Origin of the sequence: Parasphingorhabdus sp., assembly GCF_039982415.1 — a bacterium.
Lineage (GTDB): Bacteria > Pseudomonadota > Alphaproteobacteria > Sphingomonadales > Sphingomonadaceae > Parasphingorhabdus.
The window spans coordinates 1-19331 of the sequence record NZ_JBDWYL010000004.1 but is presented as its reverse complement, the minus strand read 5'-3'; the positions used below and the strand labels follow the sequence as shown (position 1 = coordinate 19331).

General features: G+C 51.5%; 18 protein-coding genes. 11 read left to right on the top strand and 7 right to left on the bottom strand.

Annotated elements, in window-relative coordinates:
• Positions 1-7 precede the first annotated feature (7 nt).
• Positions 8-535 carry a GNAT family N-acetyltransferase gene (locus tag ABJU74_RS04125; RefSeq protein ID WP_348384983.1) on the top strand — a complete coding sequence of 176 codons (528 nt, stop codon included), beginning with the start codon at positions 8-10 and terminating at the stop codon, positions 533-535.
• 36 nt (positions 536-571) lie between these two features.
• On the opposite strand, the gene ABJU74_RS04120 is transcribed toward ABJU74_RS04125, so the two are convergent.
• Positions 572-1009 carry a hypothetical protein gene (locus ABJU74_RS04120; protein WP_348384982.1) on the bottom strand — a complete coding sequence of 146 codons (438 nt, stop codon included), beginning with the start codon at positions 1007-1009 and terminating at the stop codon, positions 572-574.
• 163 nt (positions 1010-1172) lie between these two features.
• Between ABJU74_RS04120 and ABJU74_RS04115 the strand changes: the two genes are divergently transcribed.
• Positions 1173-1574, top strand: a complete 402-nt coding sequence (locus ABJU74_RS04115) for a DUF1489 domain-containing protein (protein ID WP_348384981.1) — start codon at positions 1173-1175, stop codon at positions 1572-1574.
• Between the two features lie 286 nt (positions 1575-1860).
• Positions 1861-3972 carry a hypothetical protein gene (locus tag ABJU74_RS04110; protein WP_348384980.1) on the top strand — a complete coding sequence of 704 codons (2112 nt, stop codon included), beginning with the start codon at positions 1861-1863 and terminating at the stop codon, positions 3970-3972.
• A gap of 60 nt (positions 3973-4032) precedes the next feature.
• On the opposite strand, the gene ABJU74_RS04105 is transcribed toward ABJU74_RS04110, so the two are convergent.
• Positions 4033-4581: a Crp/Fnr family transcriptional regulator gene (locus tag ABJU74_RS04105; RefSeq protein ID WP_348385151.1), complete on the bottom strand. Its 549-nt coding sequence runs from the start codon at positions 4579-4581 to the stop codon at positions 4033-4035.
• A 93-nt stretch (positions 4582-4674) separates the two neighbouring features.
• Here ABJU74_RS04105 and ABJU74_RS04100 point away from each other — a divergent pair, with 93 nt between their 5' ends.
• Positions 4675-5406 carry an SDR family NAD(P)-dependent oxidoreductase gene (locus tag ABJU74_RS04100; RefSeq protein ID WP_348384978.1) on the top strand — a complete coding sequence of 244 codons (732 nt, stop codon included), beginning with the start codon at positions 4675-4677 and terminating at the stop codon, positions 5404-5406.
• Positions 5407-5437: 31 nt separating this feature from the next.
• The gene (locus tag ABJU74_RS04095) at positions 5438-6127 is read left to right on the top strand and encodes a VTT domain-containing protein (protein ID WP_348384977.1); all 690 of its coding nucleotides are present in this window, start codon (positions 5438-5440) and stop codon (positions 6125-6127) included.
• A 27-nt stretch (positions 6128-6154) separates the two neighbouring features.
• Here ABJU74_RS04095 and nudC read toward each other — a convergent pair whose 3' ends face one another.
• The 3 genes from nudC to ABJU74_RS04080 all read right to left on the bottom strand — a co-directional run bounded on the left by nudC (position 6155) and on the right by ABJU74_RS04080 (position 9626).
• Positions 6155-7081 carry an NAD(+) diphosphatase gene (nudC, locus tag ABJU74_RS04090; protein WP_348384975.1) on the bottom strand — a complete coding sequence of 309 codons (927 nt, stop codon included), beginning with the start codon at positions 7079-7081 and terminating at the stop codon, positions 6155-6157.
• An 81-nt stretch (positions 7082-7162) separates the two neighbouring features.
• Complete coding sequence (locus tag ABJU74_RS04085; protein WP_348384974.1) at positions 7163-8515, bottom strand: serine hydrolase domain-containing protein; 1353 nt, start codon at positions 8513-8515, stop codon at positions 7163-7165.
• Positions 8502-9626: an A/G-specific adenine glycosylase gene (locus ABJU74_RS04080; RefSeq protein WP_348384972.1), complete on the bottom strand. Its 1125-nt coding sequence runs from the start codon at positions 9624-9626 to the stop codon at positions 8502-8504. Before ABJU74_RS04080 ends, ABJU74_RS04085 begins: the two co-directional genes overlap by 14 nt.
• A 27-nt stretch (positions 9627-9653) precedes the next feature.
• Here ABJU74_RS04080 and ABJU74_RS04075 point away from each other — a divergent pair, with 27 nt between their 5' ends.
• The 4 genes from ABJU74_RS04075 (at position 9654) to smc (ending at position 15300) form a co-directional block, all read left to right on the top strand.
• Entirely contained in the window at positions 9654-10325 is a 672-nt protein-coding gene (locus ABJU74_RS04075; protein ID WP_348384970.1) for a DUF721 domain-containing protein, read from the top strand.
• Positions 10322-11017, top strand: a complete 696-nt coding sequence (locus ABJU74_RS04070) for a thioredoxin domain-containing protein (protein WP_348384969.1) — start codon at positions 10322-10324, stop codon at positions 11015-11017. Before ABJU74_RS04075 ends, ABJU74_RS04070 begins: the two co-directional genes overlap by 4 nt.
• A gap of 30 nt (positions 11018-11047) precedes the next feature.
• Positions 11048-11794 carry a thioredoxin domain-containing protein gene (locus ABJU74_RS04065; protein WP_348384968.1) on the top strand — a complete coding sequence of 249 codons (747 nt, stop codon included), beginning with the start codon at positions 11048-11050 and terminating at the stop codon, positions 11792-11794.
• A 68-nt stretch (positions 11795-11862) separates the two neighbouring features.
• The gene (smc, locus tag ABJU74_RS04060; RefSeq protein WP_348384967.1) at positions 11863-15300 is read left to right on the top strand and encodes a chromosome segregation protein SMC; all 3438 of its coding nucleotides are present in this window, start codon (positions 11863-11865) and stop codon (positions 15298-15300) included.
• A 39-nt stretch (positions 15301-15339) separates the two neighbouring features.
• Here smc and ABJU74_RS04055 read toward each other — a convergent pair whose 3' ends face one another.
• Together ABJU74_RS04055 and ABJU74_RS04050 are read right to left on the bottom strand one after the other, a co-directional pair.
• Positions 15340-16989: an FAD-dependent oxidoreductase gene (locus tag ABJU74_RS04055; protein WP_348384966.1), complete on the bottom strand. Its 1650-nt coding sequence runs from the start codon at positions 16987-16989 to the stop codon at positions 15340-15342.
• Between the two features lie 208 nt (positions 16990-17197).
• The gene (locus ABJU74_RS04050; RefSeq protein ID WP_348384964.1) at positions 17198-17809 is read right to left on the bottom strand and encodes a LysE family translocator; all 612 of its coding nucleotides are present in this window, start codon (positions 17807-17809) and stop codon (positions 17198-17200) included.
• 81 nt (positions 17810-17890) lie between these two features.
• Between ABJU74_RS04050 and ABJU74_RS04045 the strand changes: the two genes are divergently transcribed.
• Complete coding sequence (locus tag ABJU74_RS04045; RefSeq protein WP_348384963.1) at positions 17891-18388, top strand: Lrp/AsnC family transcriptional regulator; 498 nt, start codon at positions 17891-17893, stop codon at positions 18386-18388.
• Positions 18389-18456: 68 nt separating this feature from the next.
• On the top strand, positions 18457-19143 hold the full coding sequence (locus ABJU74_RS04040; protein WP_348384961.1) for a hypothetical protein: 687 nt from the start codon (positions 18457-18459) through the stop codon (positions 19141-19143).
• The last annotated feature ends 188 nt before the right edge of the window (positions 19144-19331 follow it).

The window sequence follows — 19331 nt, the reverse complement described above, 5'->3', positions numbered from 1 at the left end:
CACGGTAATGATAGAAACAGAGCGTCTTTTGCTGCGTCCGCATATTGCCAGTGATTTTTCAGGCTATAAAGCCATGTCTCAAGATCCCCAGGTCATGCAATTTATCGGACGCAAACCGTCAACCGATGACGAAGCGTGGTTGCGGTTTCTCGCCAATTTCGGCCGCTGGGATTTGCTCGGTTATGGCTTGTTTGCAATTATTGAAAAAGAAACCAACCAATATATTGGAGATGCAGGCTTTAGTGATTTTCGCCGCGGCCTTGGTCCGAGCTTTGATCCCTATCATGAAGCGGCATGGATTCTGGCAACCGCTGGTCAGCACAAAGGCTATGCCTTGGAGGCAATGACCGCCGCTCATCACTGGATTGAAGCAGAATTTGGGCCTGAGAAAACAGTCTGTATCATCAGCCCTGAAAACAAGCCTTCTTTACGCCTAGCCAGCAAATTGTGCTATGTGGAAACCGGAATGGACCACTATAAGGACGGCGAGGTGATCAAGTTTGAGCGCGCCGCTCAAAAGCCTTCACCGCTCTGAAAAACCAAGAGACATCCGATATTCTGCCTTTTGATATCAAACCTCCTTCGATAGGGTTGAGGCTTTATATGCCAAAGAAAAGCTGATCATATCAGCATAGATTCGGTCGCGGCCGCACGGTCCGATCATTTCACAAATTAAGGCATCAAATCCCGGGCGATGATCATTTTTAGCACAGCGCAGTAAACTCAATATCAGAATTTCATCTGGCATGGTGTGCGGACAGCAGGCTCGGCCTATCATCACCGCTTCAGGCCAAACACCACCAATGGCCTCCACCAACAAGAGAAACCGATTCACGGCACGCTCATTGCCCAATCGATCCAGCAAATAAGGCCGAGCATCGCGATAAGATTTCTGGCTCATCACGGCAACCCGCAATGCGATCACAAAGCGTGCCTCTGCGCTCGGCAATGACATTATGTCGGGCAATGGCGTAACCAATTTCGCAAGATTACCTGACCATATACCCATTTTGCATTCTCCTTTTCTGGACTTGAAAAAGCGATAATATGATATTGATAATCAATTGCAACTGGAAATATGAAAAAACAAGTCAAACATAGTTTCGTTGTTCATCTGGCGCGGATGAAGCACACCGCTTGACTAATACGGCCGCTCCCCACAGATAGTCTGCATGCCGTTGAATATGACAAAAATCGCTTATCGAAGCGAGAGCCCTGCCAGCTTACGCGCTTGGCTGGAATCGCACAAAGATCAAGGCGAAGCGCGGTTGACCACACGCTATTTACCCAAGCGACACAAAGAAATGGAAGGCGGATCGCTTTTCTGGATTCACCAAAAGAAAATCGTCGGACGCAGTCCACTTTTGGGTTTCATGGAAAATGGAGAAGGACGTCAATGGATTCGGCTCGCGCCCAAGTTAATTGCGGTTCAGACCGTACCCCGGCGCGCGCATCAGGGTTGGCGCTATTTGGAAGAAAAAGATGCGCCGGTTGATCTGGGTGACGGCGCGGAAGGCGCAGATGAAATGCCTGCTGAAATGCTCGGGGAATTGTCTAAGCTCGGATTGGTATAATCGACCGGGACTCTTTCCCGCCTTTTAGACCATTTTAATTTGCTTTATTATCAAGTGATTAGCGATTTTCTCGCAGCGATCACCGTCGCCTATTATTTACAATATTCTCATTCACTTAGCTGTAAAATAGGATAAAAACGCCTATTTTGCAAAGGCTTGCATGTCGATTTTTTCCAATTGGCAATAAAGACTAAGCTGTATTCCTGTCTGCAGAAGCCGTGATCCGCCCCCCAGAATTCGGACATAGCTTCAGGTCGCATTTTCTTATTTTCAAGGAGATGTAAAAATGAAACTACCTCATAATGTTCCCTGTCCCAACGGCACTGAAAGAGCGCACAAAGCGAAAGCTTTGCGGTCACTGGCCGCGGAAATTTCACGCACGCGTCCCCACGCAGCTTCGCGGAATAACAGCGAAGAGCTTGACTATGCTGGCGCCAAATTCCCGACCAATTTCACCAAAGGCCTGCATCATGATGAATTTGGCATATTATCTTATGGTGATGATTATCGAACTTTTGTCGAAGCAATAAATAGTGACGACACCAATTTGTTTGAAAATCACGTTCTGGATGCAACTGACCGCGGCGGCGCGGCAACCTATGAATGCACCATCAATAGCGCAATCCCCAAATGGCGGGGATGGGAAAGCCCGCGCGCAGGACATGTTTATGAATTGCAAGGACCAGATGCGGACAGTGTCGGCATGTCGCCCGCGCCGCGAGTCAGCTCCTCAGAAAAAGCCGCCGAAATGGCTGAAGTTTACGGCTTAGCGATTCTGCGGGATGTGCCTTTCACCAGCATCTGTGCTGGAGACAGTGCCGAGCAGCTCTGTGGTACTGGCAACGTCAGTGAAGCCCAACTCGATTCTACACAAGTGGTTGATGCGCTGAATACAATGCCTTTTTTTAATGGCTCGGGAATCACATCCTCCACACCTGCTTTTGTCGATGCAAGCGGACTCAACAAATTTGAACGCAATCGGCGTTTCGCGCGGACGCAAGATGATAATGATGCATTTGCAGCCCCGCTAACCACGCAAACTATCTTCCGCGGGTCAACGCCTGGCGCGCTTGCGGGTCCTTATATTTCTCAGTTCATGCTGATTGGAAATACCGGTCTGGCTGGCCCAGGCGGCGGCGCAGCTAGTTTTCCTGGCAAAGATGCCGGCTATGATTTGCAGGATGGATTTATTCGCTATGGCAGCTTGTCAATTGATCAGCGCACAACCGTCCACAAAAATTGCCTCGATCATATGACGGATTGGCCAAGTTGGCGTGATGTTCAAAATGGAGCCGATTTCCGCGGCGCAGATCTGTTCGAAGACAAACGCCGGTTCATTACAACTCCGCGTGATTTAGCCACTTATGTGCATTTTGATGCCCTTTACGAAGCCTATCTCAATGCAGTGCTGATCATCGGTGCAATGGGCGTTCCGGCCTCCAAAGGCTTTCCTGAACCAGGATTTCGAGACAGCGAAACGGCCTCAGCCCGCCGCACCGCTTTTGCAACTTTCGGCGGCCCACATATCCTGTCGCTAGTAACCGAAGTTGCAACCCGGTGTCTCAAAGCGGTCAGGCGCGAAAAATTCAACTATCATCGCCGAGCACGTCCGGAATTAATGGGCGGCCGCTTGACACTGATAGAATGCGGACAAGCGGAGAAATTGGGCGCTGCTCAGGCTGCATTTGAAAATATGCACGAAGAATTGCCCGACGCTTTAAAGGCCGCATTGATTGCGCATAATGAGGCACAAAATGACAGCGCGATGAACTTGATGCGCCTCACCGATTGCGCTGGTGGCTCCACCCCGTTTAGCAATTTTGACGACTGCAACCTGTTGCTGCCAATGGCCTTTCCTGAAGGATCGCCCATGCATCCGGCTTATGGTGCAGGGCACGCAACAGTGGCGGGAGGCTGCGTCACGATGGTCAAAGCCTTTTTTGAAATGTTCCAAGACAATGATAGCGGCATTGAGAGACCATTGGTGGAACCCGACGGAACGCCCATTGCTTATGTTCCCAATGCCAATGGCAATCGGTTGGTAGCGGACAGCAACTTCCCAACTGGTGGTCTGACCATCCAGGGAGAATTGGACAAGCTCGCGGCCAATATTTCCATTGGTCGGAACATGGCTGGCGTCCATTATTATTCCGACTATTATGATAGTATGCGCATGGGTGAACGCGTGGCTGTCGGGATTTTATTGGAACAAGCCCCAACTTATGGCGATCCGATTGAAACCACTTTTACCAGTTTTGACGGTGATTTTATTTCAATCAGCGGTCAAGCGGATGCTGCTCCGCAATTGACGGTAATTGATCGCAATGGCCAACAAATTTCCAATCAGGATTGGTGGCTTCGCCATGTTGCCGGGGAACAAATGATCCTAGATAAGTGACTATAAGTTCGAGTTAACAGGGGAACAGGCCGGAGCGATCCGGCCTGTTTTCATTATGGCCTATCCAACAATTGACTTTGGCTCAGCTTGTATGCGCTTCTTGATGCGGCTCAGTCCCACGGGCGTAATGCCGAGATAAAGAGCGATTTCATTCTGGGTTACCCGTTCCGCAATATCCGGCATATTTTTCAATAATAGCCGATAGCGATCTTCAGCAGACAAGCAGAGCAGTTCAAACTCCCGCCGTTCTTTTTTCATCGCGAAAGCCAACAGAAAATCAACCACGGTTGACGCGATTTCCAGATTGTCACGACCGGCGTCATAAACTGCTTGAAAATCGACTTTGATCAATTGGGTATCCTGCAGACAAACCAAGCTGAAGCTGCATTGCTGTTTTGCGTAAGCCGCGACCAAACTGCCAATATTATCACCCGCCACAATGAAAGATTTGATATTTTCTTTCCCATCGCTCGACAGATAATAGGCTTTCAGCAAGCCGCTCTGCACAATATAAAGAGATTGGTCGCTATCGCCTTGGTTGAACACGTGGTCACCGGCCGCTTTGCGCATTGGTACGCCATGCGCTGAGATAAATTCAGAAAATTTCATCACGTTTTAACCCAGGTTAATTTCAGACGGCTGTTTCGGCCTTATCAAGGCGGACAATAAAGCAAAGTTCAAGTCAAGATAAGGAATGAATATATGAGCATCGCAGGCAAACATATTGTGATCACGGGCGGTGCCTCAGGCCTTGGTCTGGAATTGGTCCATCAATTGCAAAACAACAATAAGATCAGCGTGATCGCACGGCCTTCTGCCGGCCTCGACCAATTGCGTACAACCTATTCAGACATCCACGTCTATGAAGCAGAATTGCATGATTTGGGCCAAGTGGAAGCGGCAGCCGATCAAATTGTCAAAGACCATCAAGCGATTGATATTCTGATCAACAATGCAGCGGTGCAATATACGCCAAAATTTCTCGACGATGATTTTTGCTACCGGCATATCAAGCGCGAAATAGACGTAAATTTCACATCCATTTGTGCCCTCACCTACCTAATGCTTCCCGCCCTGTTGAACAGCAAATCAGCGACAATTTTGAACGTAAATTCTGGTCTCGGATTGGTCCCCAAAAAAAGCTCAGCCATATATTGTGCCACCAAGGGCGCGCTCAATATTTTCTCACAATCGCTCCGCCACCAGTTTCAGGATACGAACATTACCGTGAAGCAGGCATTTTTGCCGCTGGTCGATACAGCTATGACCCGAGGGCGCGGGACGGGGAAACTCCCCGCCGATCACGTGGCGGCAACCATCATTGCCGGACTGACTCAGAAACAAGCCGATATTGATATTGGCAAGGTTAAATTATTGCGTCCCATGGCGCGATTTTTCCCCGCTCTCGCCCGTCAGATCATGAAGGTCAATTGAGCGCTCCATTATCTTTCTTCAGGAATTTGTCATGAAACCTTTGCTTAAAGTCATGCTCATATTGGGCCTCATATTCGCCTCCACTTTCATTCTTGGCCGCATATTCGGGCTGTTGACCATCGAGAATGTCCGCTTTTGGTTGACGGAAGCGCAGACGATCAACCCGCTATGGGTGCTGGCTATCGTCATATCCCTATTGTTTTCCGACTTATTTGTCGCCGTCCCGACCTTAACAATCACCATTCTGGCTGGCTTCTTCCTCGGCTTCCCGCTGGGTGCAGCAGCGGCATTTGCGGGCATGAGCATGGCAGCATTATGCGGCTATGCGCTCAGTCGAAAATGGGGCGACAAGGGCGTCAAATTTCTGGTCAAAGATGCTCCAGCGCGCGATGAAATGATTGCGGCTTTCCAGCAAAGCGGACCAGCGATGATCATGTTATCGCGCGCGGCGCCCATTGTTCCTGAAGTCACCGCCTGCATGGCTGGCGTCACCAAAATGCCTATTGGCCGCTATCTGCTCTTCTTCTCGCTTAGCACTTTGCCATATGTTGCCGTTGCCGCCTATGCCGGTTCGATAAGCTCGATTGAGAGTCCGCAGCCCGCGATTTACGCAGCCCTGTTTCTCTATGCGGTGCTTTGGGTCGGTTGGTATTTGTTCCAGCGCGCCCGGAAAAAAGCAATATCAGCGGGTGATTATGGGGCCAGTCGGACATGCTGTTAATAGCGAAACCGCACAGCAATGCGCCGTTTAGCTCGCTTGTTCGTCCAGCCAATTTTTCAGGAGATTATAGGCAATGGCAAAAGGCGGCGGCGCAATGAACGGGGCATCGGGATCACCATTCATCGCCGCTTGGACGTCTCCCAGAGAAAACCAGGCCGCTTCTTCGATTTCTTCTTCGTCCAACGTCAAACTCGGATCATCTGTTTCACTGGTGCAAGCCATCATCAAAGAAGAGGGAAAAGGCCAAGGCTGGCTCGCAATATATCGAACATTGCGAACCTTGATTCCCGCTTCTTCCCAAAGCTCACGGGCAACGCCGCCTTCGATACTTTCTCCCGGCTCAATAAAACCAGCCAAAGCAGAAAAGCGTTTGGGCGGGAAGCGCGGTTGCCGCCCGAGTAATATTTTCCCCTGACATTCGGCAAGCATGATGGCGACAGGGTCTGTTCGCGGAAAATGTTCGGCCCCGCAACCCGATGCGGCTTTGTCGCATTGGCGGGCCCAACCCCCTTTGCGGGATTCTGTGGGTTGGCCACAATTGGCACAAAATCTGTGCCGGGCATGCCAATCTACCAGACTGCGCGCAGTGGCATAGATGGCCGCTTGCTCGGGTGGTAACATGCCCAAAGCCTGCCATAACCTCGGATCGGCGGTTGGCATGGCGCTGCCGGCCCCGTTTAATTCAGCAAAACATGGCGTCTCACCATCAATGCCAAGCAGCAGCAAATCATTGTCCGGGGAAGCTTCATAAAGCGGCCCCCAAGCCAGATCACCCCGATCATCAAAAACCGGATTGAGCCCGTCGAGCTTAAGCAACCGCGCATTGGGGCGCATCATGGTTTCTTTCAGTCGTTCCGGATTCACCCTTATCTGATCAGCCCGATCAATTGTTCCGCCAGCAAAAGTTGGGACAATAGCGCTCAAATCGCTCGTCATAATCGGGCTCGTGGTCATATTCTTCTCCCGTGTTTCCCTTTGGCAAATGCCGCCGCAGAACAGTCCATTAAATGCTCAGCATAGACTAGCTGATGATTTTCAAGGGCTTGTTTTTCCACCACCAGTCGCTGCCTGATTCAACAGGTCCGCATAGACATATTTCGGGAAATTCGACTGGAACGGATAAGAATTGGACGGAATATATTGCGTGTAACCACCAGCGCGGAATCCGTTTCCAGTATCAACAAAGCCCGAAGTGCCCGCTGCGCCGCCCCAACCGAAGGTTCCAGCTGGACTTTCAGTTGTCCCCAAGCCCGAGCGACCACCCGCTCCAAAGCCATGATTGGCCACCCAAGTTCCGCTCATGTCGGTGCCTTTGGGCAACAGATTAGACATACCGAGCTTGGCGGTTTCAGATTGCATAATCGCCGTGCCCTTATAAGTGCCAAATCCCAATAGCATCGCTAGAAACTTGTCATAATCGCCGCCAGATCCAACCAAACCAGCACCGCCAAAAGCAAAAGCCGGTTCATCGAGATAAATGCTTGTTTCTGCCGGATCAATTGGAATGAGCGAGCCACCAAAGGGGGAATAATTATCGGTAAAATCTTTAACCCGATCGGCGGGAACGCGGAAAAATGTATCCTTCATACCGAGCGGATCAAACATGCGTTTTTGCAAGAAATCTTCCAGCGGCATGCCTGACACGACTTCAACGACATAACCTAGCAAATCAATACTGACCGAATAGCTCCACTTGCTGCCTGGCTCATAAACCAGCGGCAAAGAAGCAAGATTCTTCGAAAATGTCGCTGCATCCGGCGTCGGTGGCCCGGGCTGTGTCCCTGGCAGTGGCATCCGGCTCACAACTCCGGGCGTAATCCCTTTGGCGTAATAAGCCGTAAGTATAGGCCCTTTGCTGACAATGGAATAACCCAGGCCTGCTGTATGGGTAAGCAAATGGCGAATAGTAATCTGGGTTCGAGCGGGAACCGTTTCATCCATTGATCCTTCTGGATCCTGCAAAACCCGCATGTTCGCAAATTCTGGAAGGACATCTGCAACCGGCTGGTCGAGTTTCAGTAAACCATCTTCGATCAACATCATGATCGCCATCCCGGTCACCGGCTTGGTCTGTGAATAGAGACGCCAAAGCGTGTTAATATCAACCGCTTTGTCGCCGCCCAATTTGTGTGTGCCTGCGGAAATAACCAAGGGATCCTCTTGCCCCATGCCGATGGCCGCCAACATGCCGGCAACTTTTTTCTCGGCGACATAGTCATTGATGATTTTGGTCAATCCGGGAAACGGAGAAGCCGGGCTGGCTATGGATTTGGCAAAAGCTACTGAAGAATTACCCGCCAGAAAAGCGCTTGCGCCAATGGCACCAAGAACGGAGCGTCGGCTAAATCCGGTGGGCTCCAACATATGTGCCAATTTATCTTCTCTCATGGTCATTCCTTCCCTTTGTTCGCATTGCCCAACCCACCGCTTTCGCAAATAGGGTTGGCAAGCCAGCATCTTCAATTTCATCCAATGGCCACCAGATCATGGCACCATTGTCGAACGAACTATTGTCATTCTTGTCAATAACGATTTTATCGCTTTGATAAACCGCCAAATCAACTTCAAGCGAAAAATGGGTGAAGCTGTGCTGAACAATATTTTCGTGAACCAGCCAATCTCCCGCAACTGGAGGAACCTTGTCTCCATCCTTGCGGGCGGCCCAATTGTCATCTGGCAAGGCTCGCATTGCACCGAGCATTCCTTTTGGCGGGCGCGTGACAAGAAGAAGTTTTTGATCGCGTTCCAACCAAAAAAAACGCCCCTTGCGCACAGGTTTGATTTTTTTGGGCGGTTTGACCGGATAGCGATCGGGGGTTCGGTTTTCCCAAGCAGCGCAATTATTTTGGACGGGACAAATTTCGCATTTGGGTAGTTTTGCGGAACAGATGGTGGCGCCAATATCCATGCAGGCTTGCGCAAAATCACCCGCGCCTTGATCCGGGGTTAGGCTGTGCATTTTATCGCGAATTTCACCTTTTCCCTGGGGCAAAGGCGTATCGATGGCAAACAACCGAGCCACCAGACGTTCAATATTGGCATCGACCACAACCGCTCGATTTCCGAAGGCGATCGCAGCAATTGCCGCCGCGGTATAGGCGCCGATACCGGGCAATTTCAGCAGTTCAGCTTCTTGTGATGGAAATTGACCCTTGCAATGGCTCACCACATGGCGGGCGCATTTGTGCAAATTACGCGCGCGTGCATAATAGCCAAGCCCCGCCCAGGCGGCCAATATATCAGCCTCTGGCGCCGCGGCCAAATCTGCAACAGTCGGCCAGTTTTGAACAAATTTGCTAAAATAGGTGATCACCGCCGAGACGGTTGTCTGCTGTAGCATCACTTCAGACAACCATACATGATAGGGGTTAGGCAACTGTCCCGCCGCCGATCGCTGTGGAGGCATGCGCCAGGGCAATATACGCGCGTTATCCACATAATGTGCACTGATTTTGGCGGTTATATTTGCTGCTTTACCGGATATTATGTCGACGCCCATAGGTCGCCTATGCCATGATGCACGGCTATGGCGAAGGAAAATAGTCCAGACAGCAAAAAGCCATCCGGCAAAGCGACCGGTCGCCCCTCTGCGACAAAAAAGCTAAACAAATACCAACGGCCGCGTGGCGGAGATGCCCGAAGCATTTCCGACCTGATGCCAGAAATCGGCCGAGCCGCCTTCCGGCGCTATGGTTTTATTCAAAGTTCAGTCGTCAGCCGATGGCCAGAAATTGTGGGCGAGAAATATGCCAGCGTCTCGTTACCCGAATCAATCCGCTTCCCCCGGGGAGAGAAAGAGGATGGAACACTCCATTTGCTGGTTTCAGGCGCCCATTCGACCCTGATGCAACATATTACACCGGAGATAATTGAACGCGTAAACCGCTTCTTCGGCTATAGCGCCATCAGTCAGGTTCGATTCAGGCAAGGAGCTGTAAATCCCCCTAAAGATACTGAAAAACCTAAGAAAAAACCGACACCACTGCCCCACACACTCAAGCCGGCACCGATAGAATTGGGTGACAGTTTGCGTGATATAGGTGACCCGGAATTGAACAGGGTGCTGGAATCATTGGCAACAGCTATTGCCAAGTGGGAAGGCGCTCCGCAAATAGAGGAACCGAAACCCATAGCAATCATGGGGAAAATTGGCGGCGGCGCAAAACGGCGAAACGGACAGGAAAAGGACAAGGAATGAAACTAGCAGGCGTGTATCTTGCTTTAGGAACGATCGGAACGGCGTTAACCTGTACCGCCCCTTCTTGGGCGCAGAGTTCAGATTGGGCACAACGCGTAACTATGTCCTCCCAAGGCGGCCATATTGTCGGCAATCCGTTAGCGAAATATCGATTGACGGAATATATGAGCTACACTTGCAATCATTGCGCAAATTTCGAAGCCGAATCCCATGATTCTCTGAAAACAGATTTCGTGCAAAAAGGTCATATCAGCTTTGAAATTCGAAATTTGGTCCTCAATCCTATCGACCTCACGGCAGCCATGTTAGCGCGCTGCGGTGGGCGCACGAAATTTTTTGGAAATCACCGAGCCATTCTGGCGTCTCAAACCGATTGGATGCAAACCTTCCAATCCTCATCACCAGAAGTCATGCAATCGCTCAATAAAGGCTCTATTGCGGAACGGATGAAAAAAATTGCCGGCGCCGCGGGCTTTTATGGCCTGATGCAAAAGCGCGGCTTTGCTAATGACCAGGTCGATGCGTGTCTCTCCGATACATCCACACAAGAAACAATTTTGGCGATGACCAATTATGCGGCCGGAACATTGAAGCTATCTGGCACACCAAGTTTTACCGTCAATGACAAGCCGATCGACAAGGTCCATAATTGGGCACGTCTGCGGCCTCAGCTACTCGCTTTACCCGAATAAAATATTCCAATGAACAGCAGGAAAATATCTATGTCTAAATCACTCTATCTTGCGCCGATCGCTCTGGCACTTGCGTTGTCCGGCTGCGGCGGAGCAGCTGACACCGAGAGCGGTGTGACTTCTGGAGATGCGCTCGAAACTGTGGCGGCGCCGGACGGACAGCAATGGTCCCAGACGGTCAGCATTACCGAAGCCGGAGGTTATGTGATGGGCAATCCAGATGCCCCTATTAAACTGGTTGAATATATGTCTCTGACTTGCGGTGCTTGCGCCCAATTTGGTGATCAGGCGTTCGATTCTATTCGCGAAGATTATGTCAATAGCGGCAGAGTGAGCTTCGAAATTCGTAACTTCGTTCGCGATCCTGCCGACCTGACGGCAGCCTTGCTCACGCGGTGCAGTACCGAGCAGGCCTATTTCCCGTTGGCCAAAAGCACTCTCTCAATTTTCGCTGAATTTTTCCAAAAATTCATTGATCTCAACAATTCTGGCGAAGTCCAAAAATATTACGAACTTCCCGAAAATGAGCGCTTTGTTAAAATCGGAGAAGAAATAGGCCTTATTTCAGCCTTCACGTCTCAAGGCATTTCCGAAGATCAAGCCAAAGCTTGTCTGGCCGATACGGACAAGCTGAAGCAGCTTACGGAATGGACAAATAGTTATGCCAATGAAGACAATGTTCAAGGGACACCGACTTTCTTAATCAACGGGCAGCAAGTGGAAGGTACGGGCTGGAATTTGATTGAAACCAAATTGAAAGAAGCGGGTGCGCGGTAAGCCCGTTTGATCGCTTGGGGGAAGCGAACCATGCAACTTATATTTAGCAACCAAGCGGACATATCCGCGTGCAGATAAAAAAGCTCAAACTTTCGGGCTTTAAAAGCTTTGTCGATCCGACCGAGCTACGGGTTGAAAAAGGACTGACCGGCGTGGTTGGCCCCAACGGTTGTGGAAAATCCAATTTGCTCGAAGCCATCCGCTGGGTAATGGGTGAAAGCTCCCCCAAATCGATGCGCGGCGGCGGCATGGAAGATGTTATTTTTGCCGGCACCCAAGATCGCCCGGAACGCCAATTTGCTGAAGTGGCCTTGCATGCAGAACGCGATGCTCATGATGTTTCTTCGCTGCATGTCGGTGACAATGACAGTGAATTGGAGATTGTCCGCCGGATCGAACGTGGAGCCGGATCAGCTTATCGCGCCAATGGTGTCGATGTGCGCGCCAAAGATGTTGCGCTGATCTTTGCAGACGCCGCCACCGGCGCCCACAGCCCGGCACTGGTGAGCCAAGGCAAGATTAGCAATGTCATCTCGTCCAAACCGACTGATCGCCGCGAAATGCTGGAAGAAGCGGCTGGTATTTCGGGTCTTCACGTTCGCCGCAAAGATGCAGAACAGAAATTGCGCGCCGCAGAAAAAAATCTCGCGCGTCTCGATGATATATTGGGAGATATGGAGCAGCGCGCCGCTGCCTTGCGCCGCCAAGCCAAACAGGCCGAACGCTACAAGAAGCTAAGCGGACAAATAACCACCGTTGAGGCACGCTTGATCTTCGCGCGCTGGAAAGAAGCCGCAGCGGCAGCGGATGCGGCAAAAACCGAAGCTGAAGCGGCCGAAGCCAAGGTCAACTCCGCACAAAATGATCAGCAATCAGCGGTTAAGGCGCAAAATGAAAGCGCCAAGACGCTAGGTCTGCTCCGGGCGGCCCTTACCAGAGCGCGTGAAGAAGCCAGTGAATCCAGTCATCAACTGCTGTCTTTGACCAATGAACGAGACAATCTCAAGTCACGGCTTTTGGACTTGCAAGCCCAGGCCCAGCGGATAACCGACGATAATGCCCGCGAGGATCAATTGACCCGCGATGCCATGGAAGCCCTTTCCCGCCTCGAGCAGGATGATGAACGGCTATCGAACGAGCTTACCTCATTGAATGCCGAACGGCCCGAACTTGAAAAAATGGCGGAGAAAGCCGAGCGCGCGGCCAGCGATAGCGAAGTGGAGCTGGCCAAAGCGGTCGCGGAGGAAGCCCGCATTCAAGCCGAAATCAAGGTTGCCGATGCCGCTTTGGGCGCCGCACAGACACGCTTTGATCGATTGGCGGTCGAACTGGAACGTTTGAACCAGGAACGGGCTGAAATGGGCGATGAAACGGCCTTGAAAGCAGCGCTTGCCGACGCGATTGCCGATCGCGAAACAGCTCAAAAACGAGCGGATAATAGCGGTGTTGAAATTACCAAGCTAGAAGCCGCGCGTTTGGCGGCCAGCGAGGACCGCGACACAGCCGAATCCGCCTTGGCAAGTCTTAACGCCCAATTGGCCGGCCTAAATTCCGAACATGATGCCCTTGAGCGCGAACTTTCCAGAGAAGAAAGTGACCATAAAGCCATAGACCAAGTGCAAGCCGCACCGGGCTATGAACGTGCCTTGGCCGCAGCATTGGGTGATGATCTTCTCGCCGCAATTGGTGAAGATGGTGATCGCTATTGGGGCGGCAGCAACCCGTCCGCATCCGGCAAAATGCCTGCCGGCGTCGAAATATTGCTCGACCATGTCGAAGCGCCGCAGCAGCTGCATAGCCGATTGTCTCAAATTTTCGTGGTTCAGGATGACGAAGGTCAAGAATTGGCGGTTGGGCAGCGGCTGGTGACCCGATCCGGTGCGTTGCGCCGCTGGGATGGTTTTGTGGCCCGCGATGATGGAAATGCTAGCGCAGAACGTCTGGTCCGTGCCAATCGCCTTGCCGAACTCACCACTTTGCTCGAACCTGCGCAAACCAAAGTTAAGGCGGCAGAAACCGAACTGTTAAGCCGGCAAGGTGCGATTGCATCCGCCGAGCAACAATTGGCTGCAGCACGCAGCGCGCGGCGCGAAGCAGAAGATTTGCTGCGCCAGGCCCTGCGCGAGGCGGACCAAGCAGAAGAAACATTGCATTGGCTCCAAAAGCGCACGGCCAGCTTGTCCGAACGCGAAGCGGCGCTGAAAGAAGAAGCCACCACCGCGCAGACGGAGTTGGCCACGGCGCAAAAAGAACGAACCAATCAACCCGATGGTGCGGCGCAAGAAAAAGCTCGTGCGGCGCTCCAGGAGCAACGCGATAGCGCAAGACAACAGGTCATGTCTTCACAAGCTGCCCTGTCCGGCCTCGACCAGAAATTGGCACAGGTCAAAGAACAGAAAGCGGTGGCGGCAGCGCAAGTAAAATCCTGGCAAGATCGGTCCAGTGAAGCCGCCACGCGAATGTCAGAAATGGCCAAGCGCGGCGCTGCCATCGAGGCTGAAGTTGAAAAACTTGCCGACCGGCCCCGGGTTATAGAAGTGGAGGTCGGCAAGCTCCAAGATCAACATGACGCCCTTAATGCGGTTGTTGCTGAAAAGAGCAACACGCAGCAAGCCGCGGAATTGGCACAGCGTGACCATGAAGATCGCCTCAATGCGACTAGCGAAGCGTTGAGTCAGGCCCGCGAAGAACGAGCCGGCGCAAAAGCGCGCGCCGAAAACCAAGATTTACGTCGAGTAGAGATGGGCCGGATATCAGGAGAGAAATTTGAATGTCCGCCGCAGTTATTGTCTGAAAAATGCGGTTTTGCAGAAGAGACGGTCGGAGATGCCGCTCTGGAATCGGCCGAATTGGAACGGCTTACGCTAAGCCGGGAACGGATTGGACCGGTCAACCTCGTGGCCGCTGATGAATTGCAAGAATTGGAAACAGAATGGGAAAAATCCACTCAGGAAAGCAATGAGCTCAACGAAGCGATTAATCAGCTACGCGGATCCATTGGCAGCCTCAATCGAGAAGGACGACAGAGATTAGTCGCTGCCTTTGAAGAAGTGGATCAACATTTCCAACGCCTGTTCACCACCCTGTTCGACGGCGGTAAGGCCCATCTTGAGTTGGTCGATAGCGACGATCCGTTGGAAGCTGGTCTTGAGATTATGGCGCAACCACCAGGCAAAAAGCTGACATCGCTCACCTTGCTGTCCGGCGGTGAACAAGCGCTCACCGCAGTGGCACTAATCTTTGGTCTGTTCCTTACAAATCCAGCTCCAATCTGCGTTCTCGACGAAGTCGATGCGCCGTTGGATGACGCCAATATTGAACGGTTTTGCGATTTGCTCGATAAAATGGTCGCCGAAACCAACACCCGCTATCTCATCGTGACCCATAATGCTGTGACCATGAGCCGGATGCATCGGCTATTCGGCGTCACAATGATCGAACGCGGGATTTCCCAACTGGTCTCGGTAGATCTCGACGCCGCCGAGGAATTGCTCGCCGCGGAATAGCGGTCATAGGGCGCGCCGCTGGATCTTTCAGTAACGCTGCTAGCTTGCTTCCATCTCCGACAAAGCGGCATGGATGTCGCTTACCACGACCGAACCTTCGCCCACCGCTGACGCCACCCGTTTGACTGAACCGACCCGCGCATCACCAACGGCATAGATACGCGGCCAAGATGTTTCGAACCTTGTCGGCATACGCTCCAATGGCCAACCAGCCTTGACCAAATCGAGATTGGCCAAATCCCCACCAGTTTTCACAAAGCCGGTTTCGCTGCAACTCATGTCTTTGGGCAACCATTCCGTGAACGGCGCGGCACCTAAGAACAGAAAAACAAAAGGCGTCTCGAGCAGCACGGGTTCGCCGCGTGTTTCAAGATCGATAGCCTCCAGTCTTTCCTCGCCATGTAATTTTGCAATCTGGCTGGCAGGGTGCAGATGGATATTTGGCGTCTCTTCCAGCCGGCGCACCAAATATTCCGACATGGTTTCGCGAATATCTTCCCGGCGGTACACGAGATGGACGGCCTTGGCCGTTTTGGCGAGAAAGACAGCGCCTTGTCCAGCGCTATTGCCCGCCCCGACCATCGCCACTTCTGAAGCTCTGCAAAGCTGGGCCTCCATGGCGGTTGCGCCATAATAAATCCCGCGCCCTTCAAATTGCGCGAGCTTGTCGAGCGGCAATTTGCGATATTGTGCACCGGTCGCGATGACCACTGCTTTGCTGTTGAGCTTGCGTCCATCTTCCAAACTAAGACAATAATCATCGCCATTATGGTCCAGCGAACAGACTTTCACTGGAGCGGCGATACGGGCTCCAAATTTTTGCGCCTGTATGGAAGCGCGGTCAGCCAGCTCCTGACCCGAAATGCCCATCGGAAAACCGAGATAATTTTCAATTTTGGACGAAGTACCCGCTTGCCCGCCTGGACCGCGGATATCCAGCGTCAACACCGACAGTCCTTCGGATGCGGCATAGACGGACGAAGCCAGGCCGCCAGGTCCGGCGCCCACAACGATAACATCTGCGCAGGCACCATCGGGCAACAGATCCAGTCCGAAGGCTTCTGACAAGTCGGCAAGCGTCGGCTGTTTCATCACCAATGAGGCGCCGCGCAAAACCACGGGCAAATCGTCAGCGACAATTCCGCGTGCGCGCATCACCTGGTCCGCCAATTCGTCAGACTTCGGGTCGAGCCAGACATGGGGGACACCATGCACGGCGAGCAGATTTCGGGATACAAAAGTCTCCCGGTCATAGCTTTCGCCGATCACAACAACGGTGCTCATTCCGGATTCGTGACCAAATTGGCGGCGCGCAGTAAAGGTGCGCACGAAAACATCCGACAGTCCGGAATTTTCGACCAGTACGCGTTTGAATTTGTCATGCGGAATGTGGAGCACGTCACCGGCCTGCCCCATTTCCACACGGACAAGCGATGCCTGTCCGGTGAGGACGGTAATGTCGCCAGCAAATTGACCGGCCTCCATCCATCCCAATCTGCGCGCGCCTTCGGACGTTTCAGCGATAATGTCGGTATGGCCTGAAAGCGTAACCAGACAGTCTAAATTGCGGGCGCCTTCCTGCGTTAATATATCTCCGGTTTCGTGATGGATGATTTCGCCATAGGGTTTGAGCTGATCGAGCTCGGTGGCGGACAAAGTATAATTTACATCTGGGGGAGGGACGGCCATGAGTATATTTCCTGCTGGCGGGATAGCCGTCAACATTTGCTATAATTTGCGCCAAATAATCAAGCAGTGTTTTCCCGCTTCTCGTCCCGAACAAGGCGCGCTCAGCTCTTCTTTTTCTAACAATCTTTGTGCTTTAACCAATGCATCCAGCAGGTTGTATAATGTGCAAATGATTCAGCGCCCAGCCATCAATCGCCTCTTGGCTGGCCTAGACACTCGCCATTCGGGCGCCGGCCAGTAAAAGAGCGCCGCCAGCAACCCGGTTGACGAGCCGCACAATCCACTCTTTGACATTGCCACTGGTCAACCGATCGCCGGCGTATGCATAGATGCTATAAGAGATTAGATCCAGAACCACGGTCGTTCCGCCCATGATGAGAATTTGCGGTAATATTGGTTTTGAGACATCAAGAAACTGCGGAAGAATGGCTGCAAAATATAGCAAGGCTTTTGGGTTGGCAAACTCGACCAGAAAGCCTTTACCGAATAATGAAAAAGCAGATTGCAACTTGCCAGTCGGAAATTGAAGGCCGCCGGTTTTGCTAAAAATAGCCGATAGTCCGAGATAAACCAGATACGCGACCCCCACCCATTTTATCACTCCAAAGACAAAGGCAGAGGCGATTAAAAGCGATGCGATACCAGTTGCCGACAATATGAAATAAACGGCATTGGCAGCAGCCACACCAAACACCCCAAAAGTTGCTCGCCGATGTCCATTGCCTGCGCCCTGGGCCGCAATAGCTATGGCCGCAGGGCCAGGCGTCAAGATCACGACCGCCGTGGTGAACATAAAGACCAGATAGATGCCGAGTTCCATAATAATTTCCTATTGCTGAATATTGTATGGTAATATAAAGAATATGACTAACAATATTTAGTCGCAAGGAATTTTCATCTTATGGATAAAGATACGAATAGCATTCAGCAAAAACGGCCATCAGAGCCGTCGATCGACGACACTGACCGAAAATTATTAACCGCACTGACGGAAGATTCCTCGCAATCCTATTCCGAACTTGGCGCAATAGTCTATTTGTCGGCACCGGCAGTCCACGAACGCGTCAAGAAAATGAAGGCCGCCGGCATTATCGCGAAAAACACAATTCGCTTGGATGGGCCAAAAATTGGACGTCCGTTTCTTGCCTTCATTCATGTGAATTATACAGGTGCAGATGCCAGGGAAAAATTTGCCGGGCTGCATAAAGATGCCGATGTTGAGGAAATTCACAGCGTGGCGGGCGACTCCTGCCTTTTGATCAAGGCCCGATGCAAAGACGCAAATGGACTGGATGAACTTTTGATCCGAATGCGAGGATTTGGTGAAGTCACCAACACCAGAAGCCATATTGTTTTGACAACCTTGTTAGAACGAGGACCGCAACCCGTATTGGATTGAGTCCGTTTTGAGCGCAAAAGCGGACATTCCATTTTGAATTGAATCCGTTTCGATCTAAGCTACTTTATATGCAGAACCGTTTCACCAAACACCTATGGCAATTTGCACGCGGGGACTGGCAGCGTAAGGGTTTCGAAGATTGGCTCTATAGCCAAGACGGACTTGAGGGGTTTTTGGGAGAAGAACTATACCTCGAACTTGTCTCTTGCGATTTTTCGAACAGCGAGGAAGTTTGGAAGCTAAGGCAATCAGTAGCCGAAGCGATCGATAAATATCGACAATGTGAGTGCCCGAAAATCCGAGACTTAGATTTCATTCCCATGGGCTTTGATGGGGATGATGAGAGGTTTTTTGCTAACCTCACGGAGATACTAAACTACGGCGAGAAAAAGTGGTGGTTGTACATCTCAAAATGCGGTCGATGCGAAACGCTCTGGATGGTAGGTCAAGATGACCGCCATTATGATGATTATTTTTTGAACCGAATTTCAAATCATCAACTCGACAATGCTCAGAAGGGTGATTGGCCTGAGCTGTTCTTCACATATGAAAGGATGCTTGCCTTAGGGAGGGATTTGAGCACGGCACCAATATACTGTGATCCAGCTTCACCGGGCCTCAAATGGACAGTCGAAGATTTGTTGAAGGAACGCCCAGCGATAACCCAAGACGAAATCTCTGATGTACTCGGGATTTCCGTCGAACACGCCTCATGGCTAATGAAAGAAACCAAGAGCTCTGTCAAAAGCGGATAGACGCATGGCTTCCTAATGTCCGCTTTCGGGATAAAGCAGTCATGTCGGCTTTGGGCGCAAAAGCGGACGTTGCGATAATATGAAGCAGACTTTCCGCTAACGACCGAGTTTCGGACAACTGCTATCCGAAGGTTGGGCCGACATAGTCCACTCGTCCAGAGGCCGGTGCGAACCGCATAATCTCGGCC

Bases quoted from the DNA above. Each gene is read 5' to 3' on its own strand.
- ABJU74_RS04125 (WP_348384983.1), top strand. From the start codon at position 8: ATGATAGAAACAGAGCGTCTTTTGCTGCGTCCGCATATTGCCAGTGAT.
- ABJU74_RS04120 (WP_348384982.1), bottom strand. From the start codon at position 1,009: ATGGGTATATGGTCAGGTAATCTTGCGAAATTGGTTACGCCATTGCCC.
- ABJU74_RS04115 (WP_348384981.1), top strand. From the start codon at position 1,173: ATGCCGTTGAATATGACAAAAATCGCTTATCGAAGCGAGAGCCCTGCC.
- ABJU74_RS04110 (WP_348384980.1), top strand. From the start codon at position 1,861: ATGAAACTACCTCATAATGTTCCCTGTCCCAACGGCACTGAAAGAGCG.
- ABJU74_RS04105 (WP_348385151.1), bottom strand. From the start codon at position 4,581: ATGAAATTTTCTGAATTTATCTCAGCGCATGGCGTACCAATGCGCAAA.
- ABJU74_RS04100 (WP_348384978.1), top strand. From the start codon at position 4,675: ATGAGCATCGCAGGCAAACATATTGTGATCACGGGCGGTGCCTCAGGC.
- ABJU74_RS04095 (WP_348384977.1), top strand. From the start codon at position 5,438: ATGAAACCTTTGCTTAAAGTCATGCTCATATTGGGCCTCATATTCGCC.
- nudC (WP_348384975.1), bottom strand. From the start codon at position 7,081: ATGACCACGAGCCCGATTATGACGAGCGATTTGAGCGCTATTGTCCCA.
- ABJU74_RS04085 (WP_348384974.1), bottom strand. From the start codon at position 8,515: ATGAGAGAAGATAAATTGGCACATATGTTGGAGCCCACCGGATTTAGC.
- ABJU74_RS04080 (WP_348384972.1), bottom strand. From the start codon at position 9,626: ATGGGCGTCGACATAATATCCGGTAAAGCAGCAAATATAACCGCCAAA.
- ABJU74_RS04075 (WP_348384970.1), top strand. From the start codon at position 9,654: ATGGCGAAGGAAAATAGTCCAGACAGCAAAAAGCCATCCGGCAAAGCG.
- ABJU74_RS04070 (WP_348384969.1), top strand. From the start codon at position 10,322: ATGAAACTAGCAGGCGTGTATCTTGCTTTAGGAACGATCGGAACGGCG.
- ABJU74_RS04065 (WP_348384968.1), top strand. From the start codon at position 11,048: ATGTCTAAATCACTCTATCTTGCGCCGATCGCTCTGGCACTTGCGTTG.
- ABJU74_RS04055 (WP_348384966.1), bottom strand. From the start codon at position 16,989: ATGGCCGTCCCTCCCCCAGATGTAAATTATACTTTGTCCGCCACCGAG.
- ABJU74_RS04050 (WP_348384964.1), bottom strand. From the start codon at position 17,809: ATGGAACTCGGCATCTATCTGGTCTTTATGTTCACCACGGCGGTCGTG.
- ABJU74_RS04045 (WP_348384963.1), top strand. From the start codon at position 17,891: ATGGATAAAGATACGAATAGCATTCAGCAAAAACGGCCATCAGAGCCG.
- ABJU74_RS04040 (WP_348384961.1), top strand. From the start codon at position 18,457: ATGCAGAACCGTTTCACCAAACACCTATGGCAATTTGCACGCGGGGAC.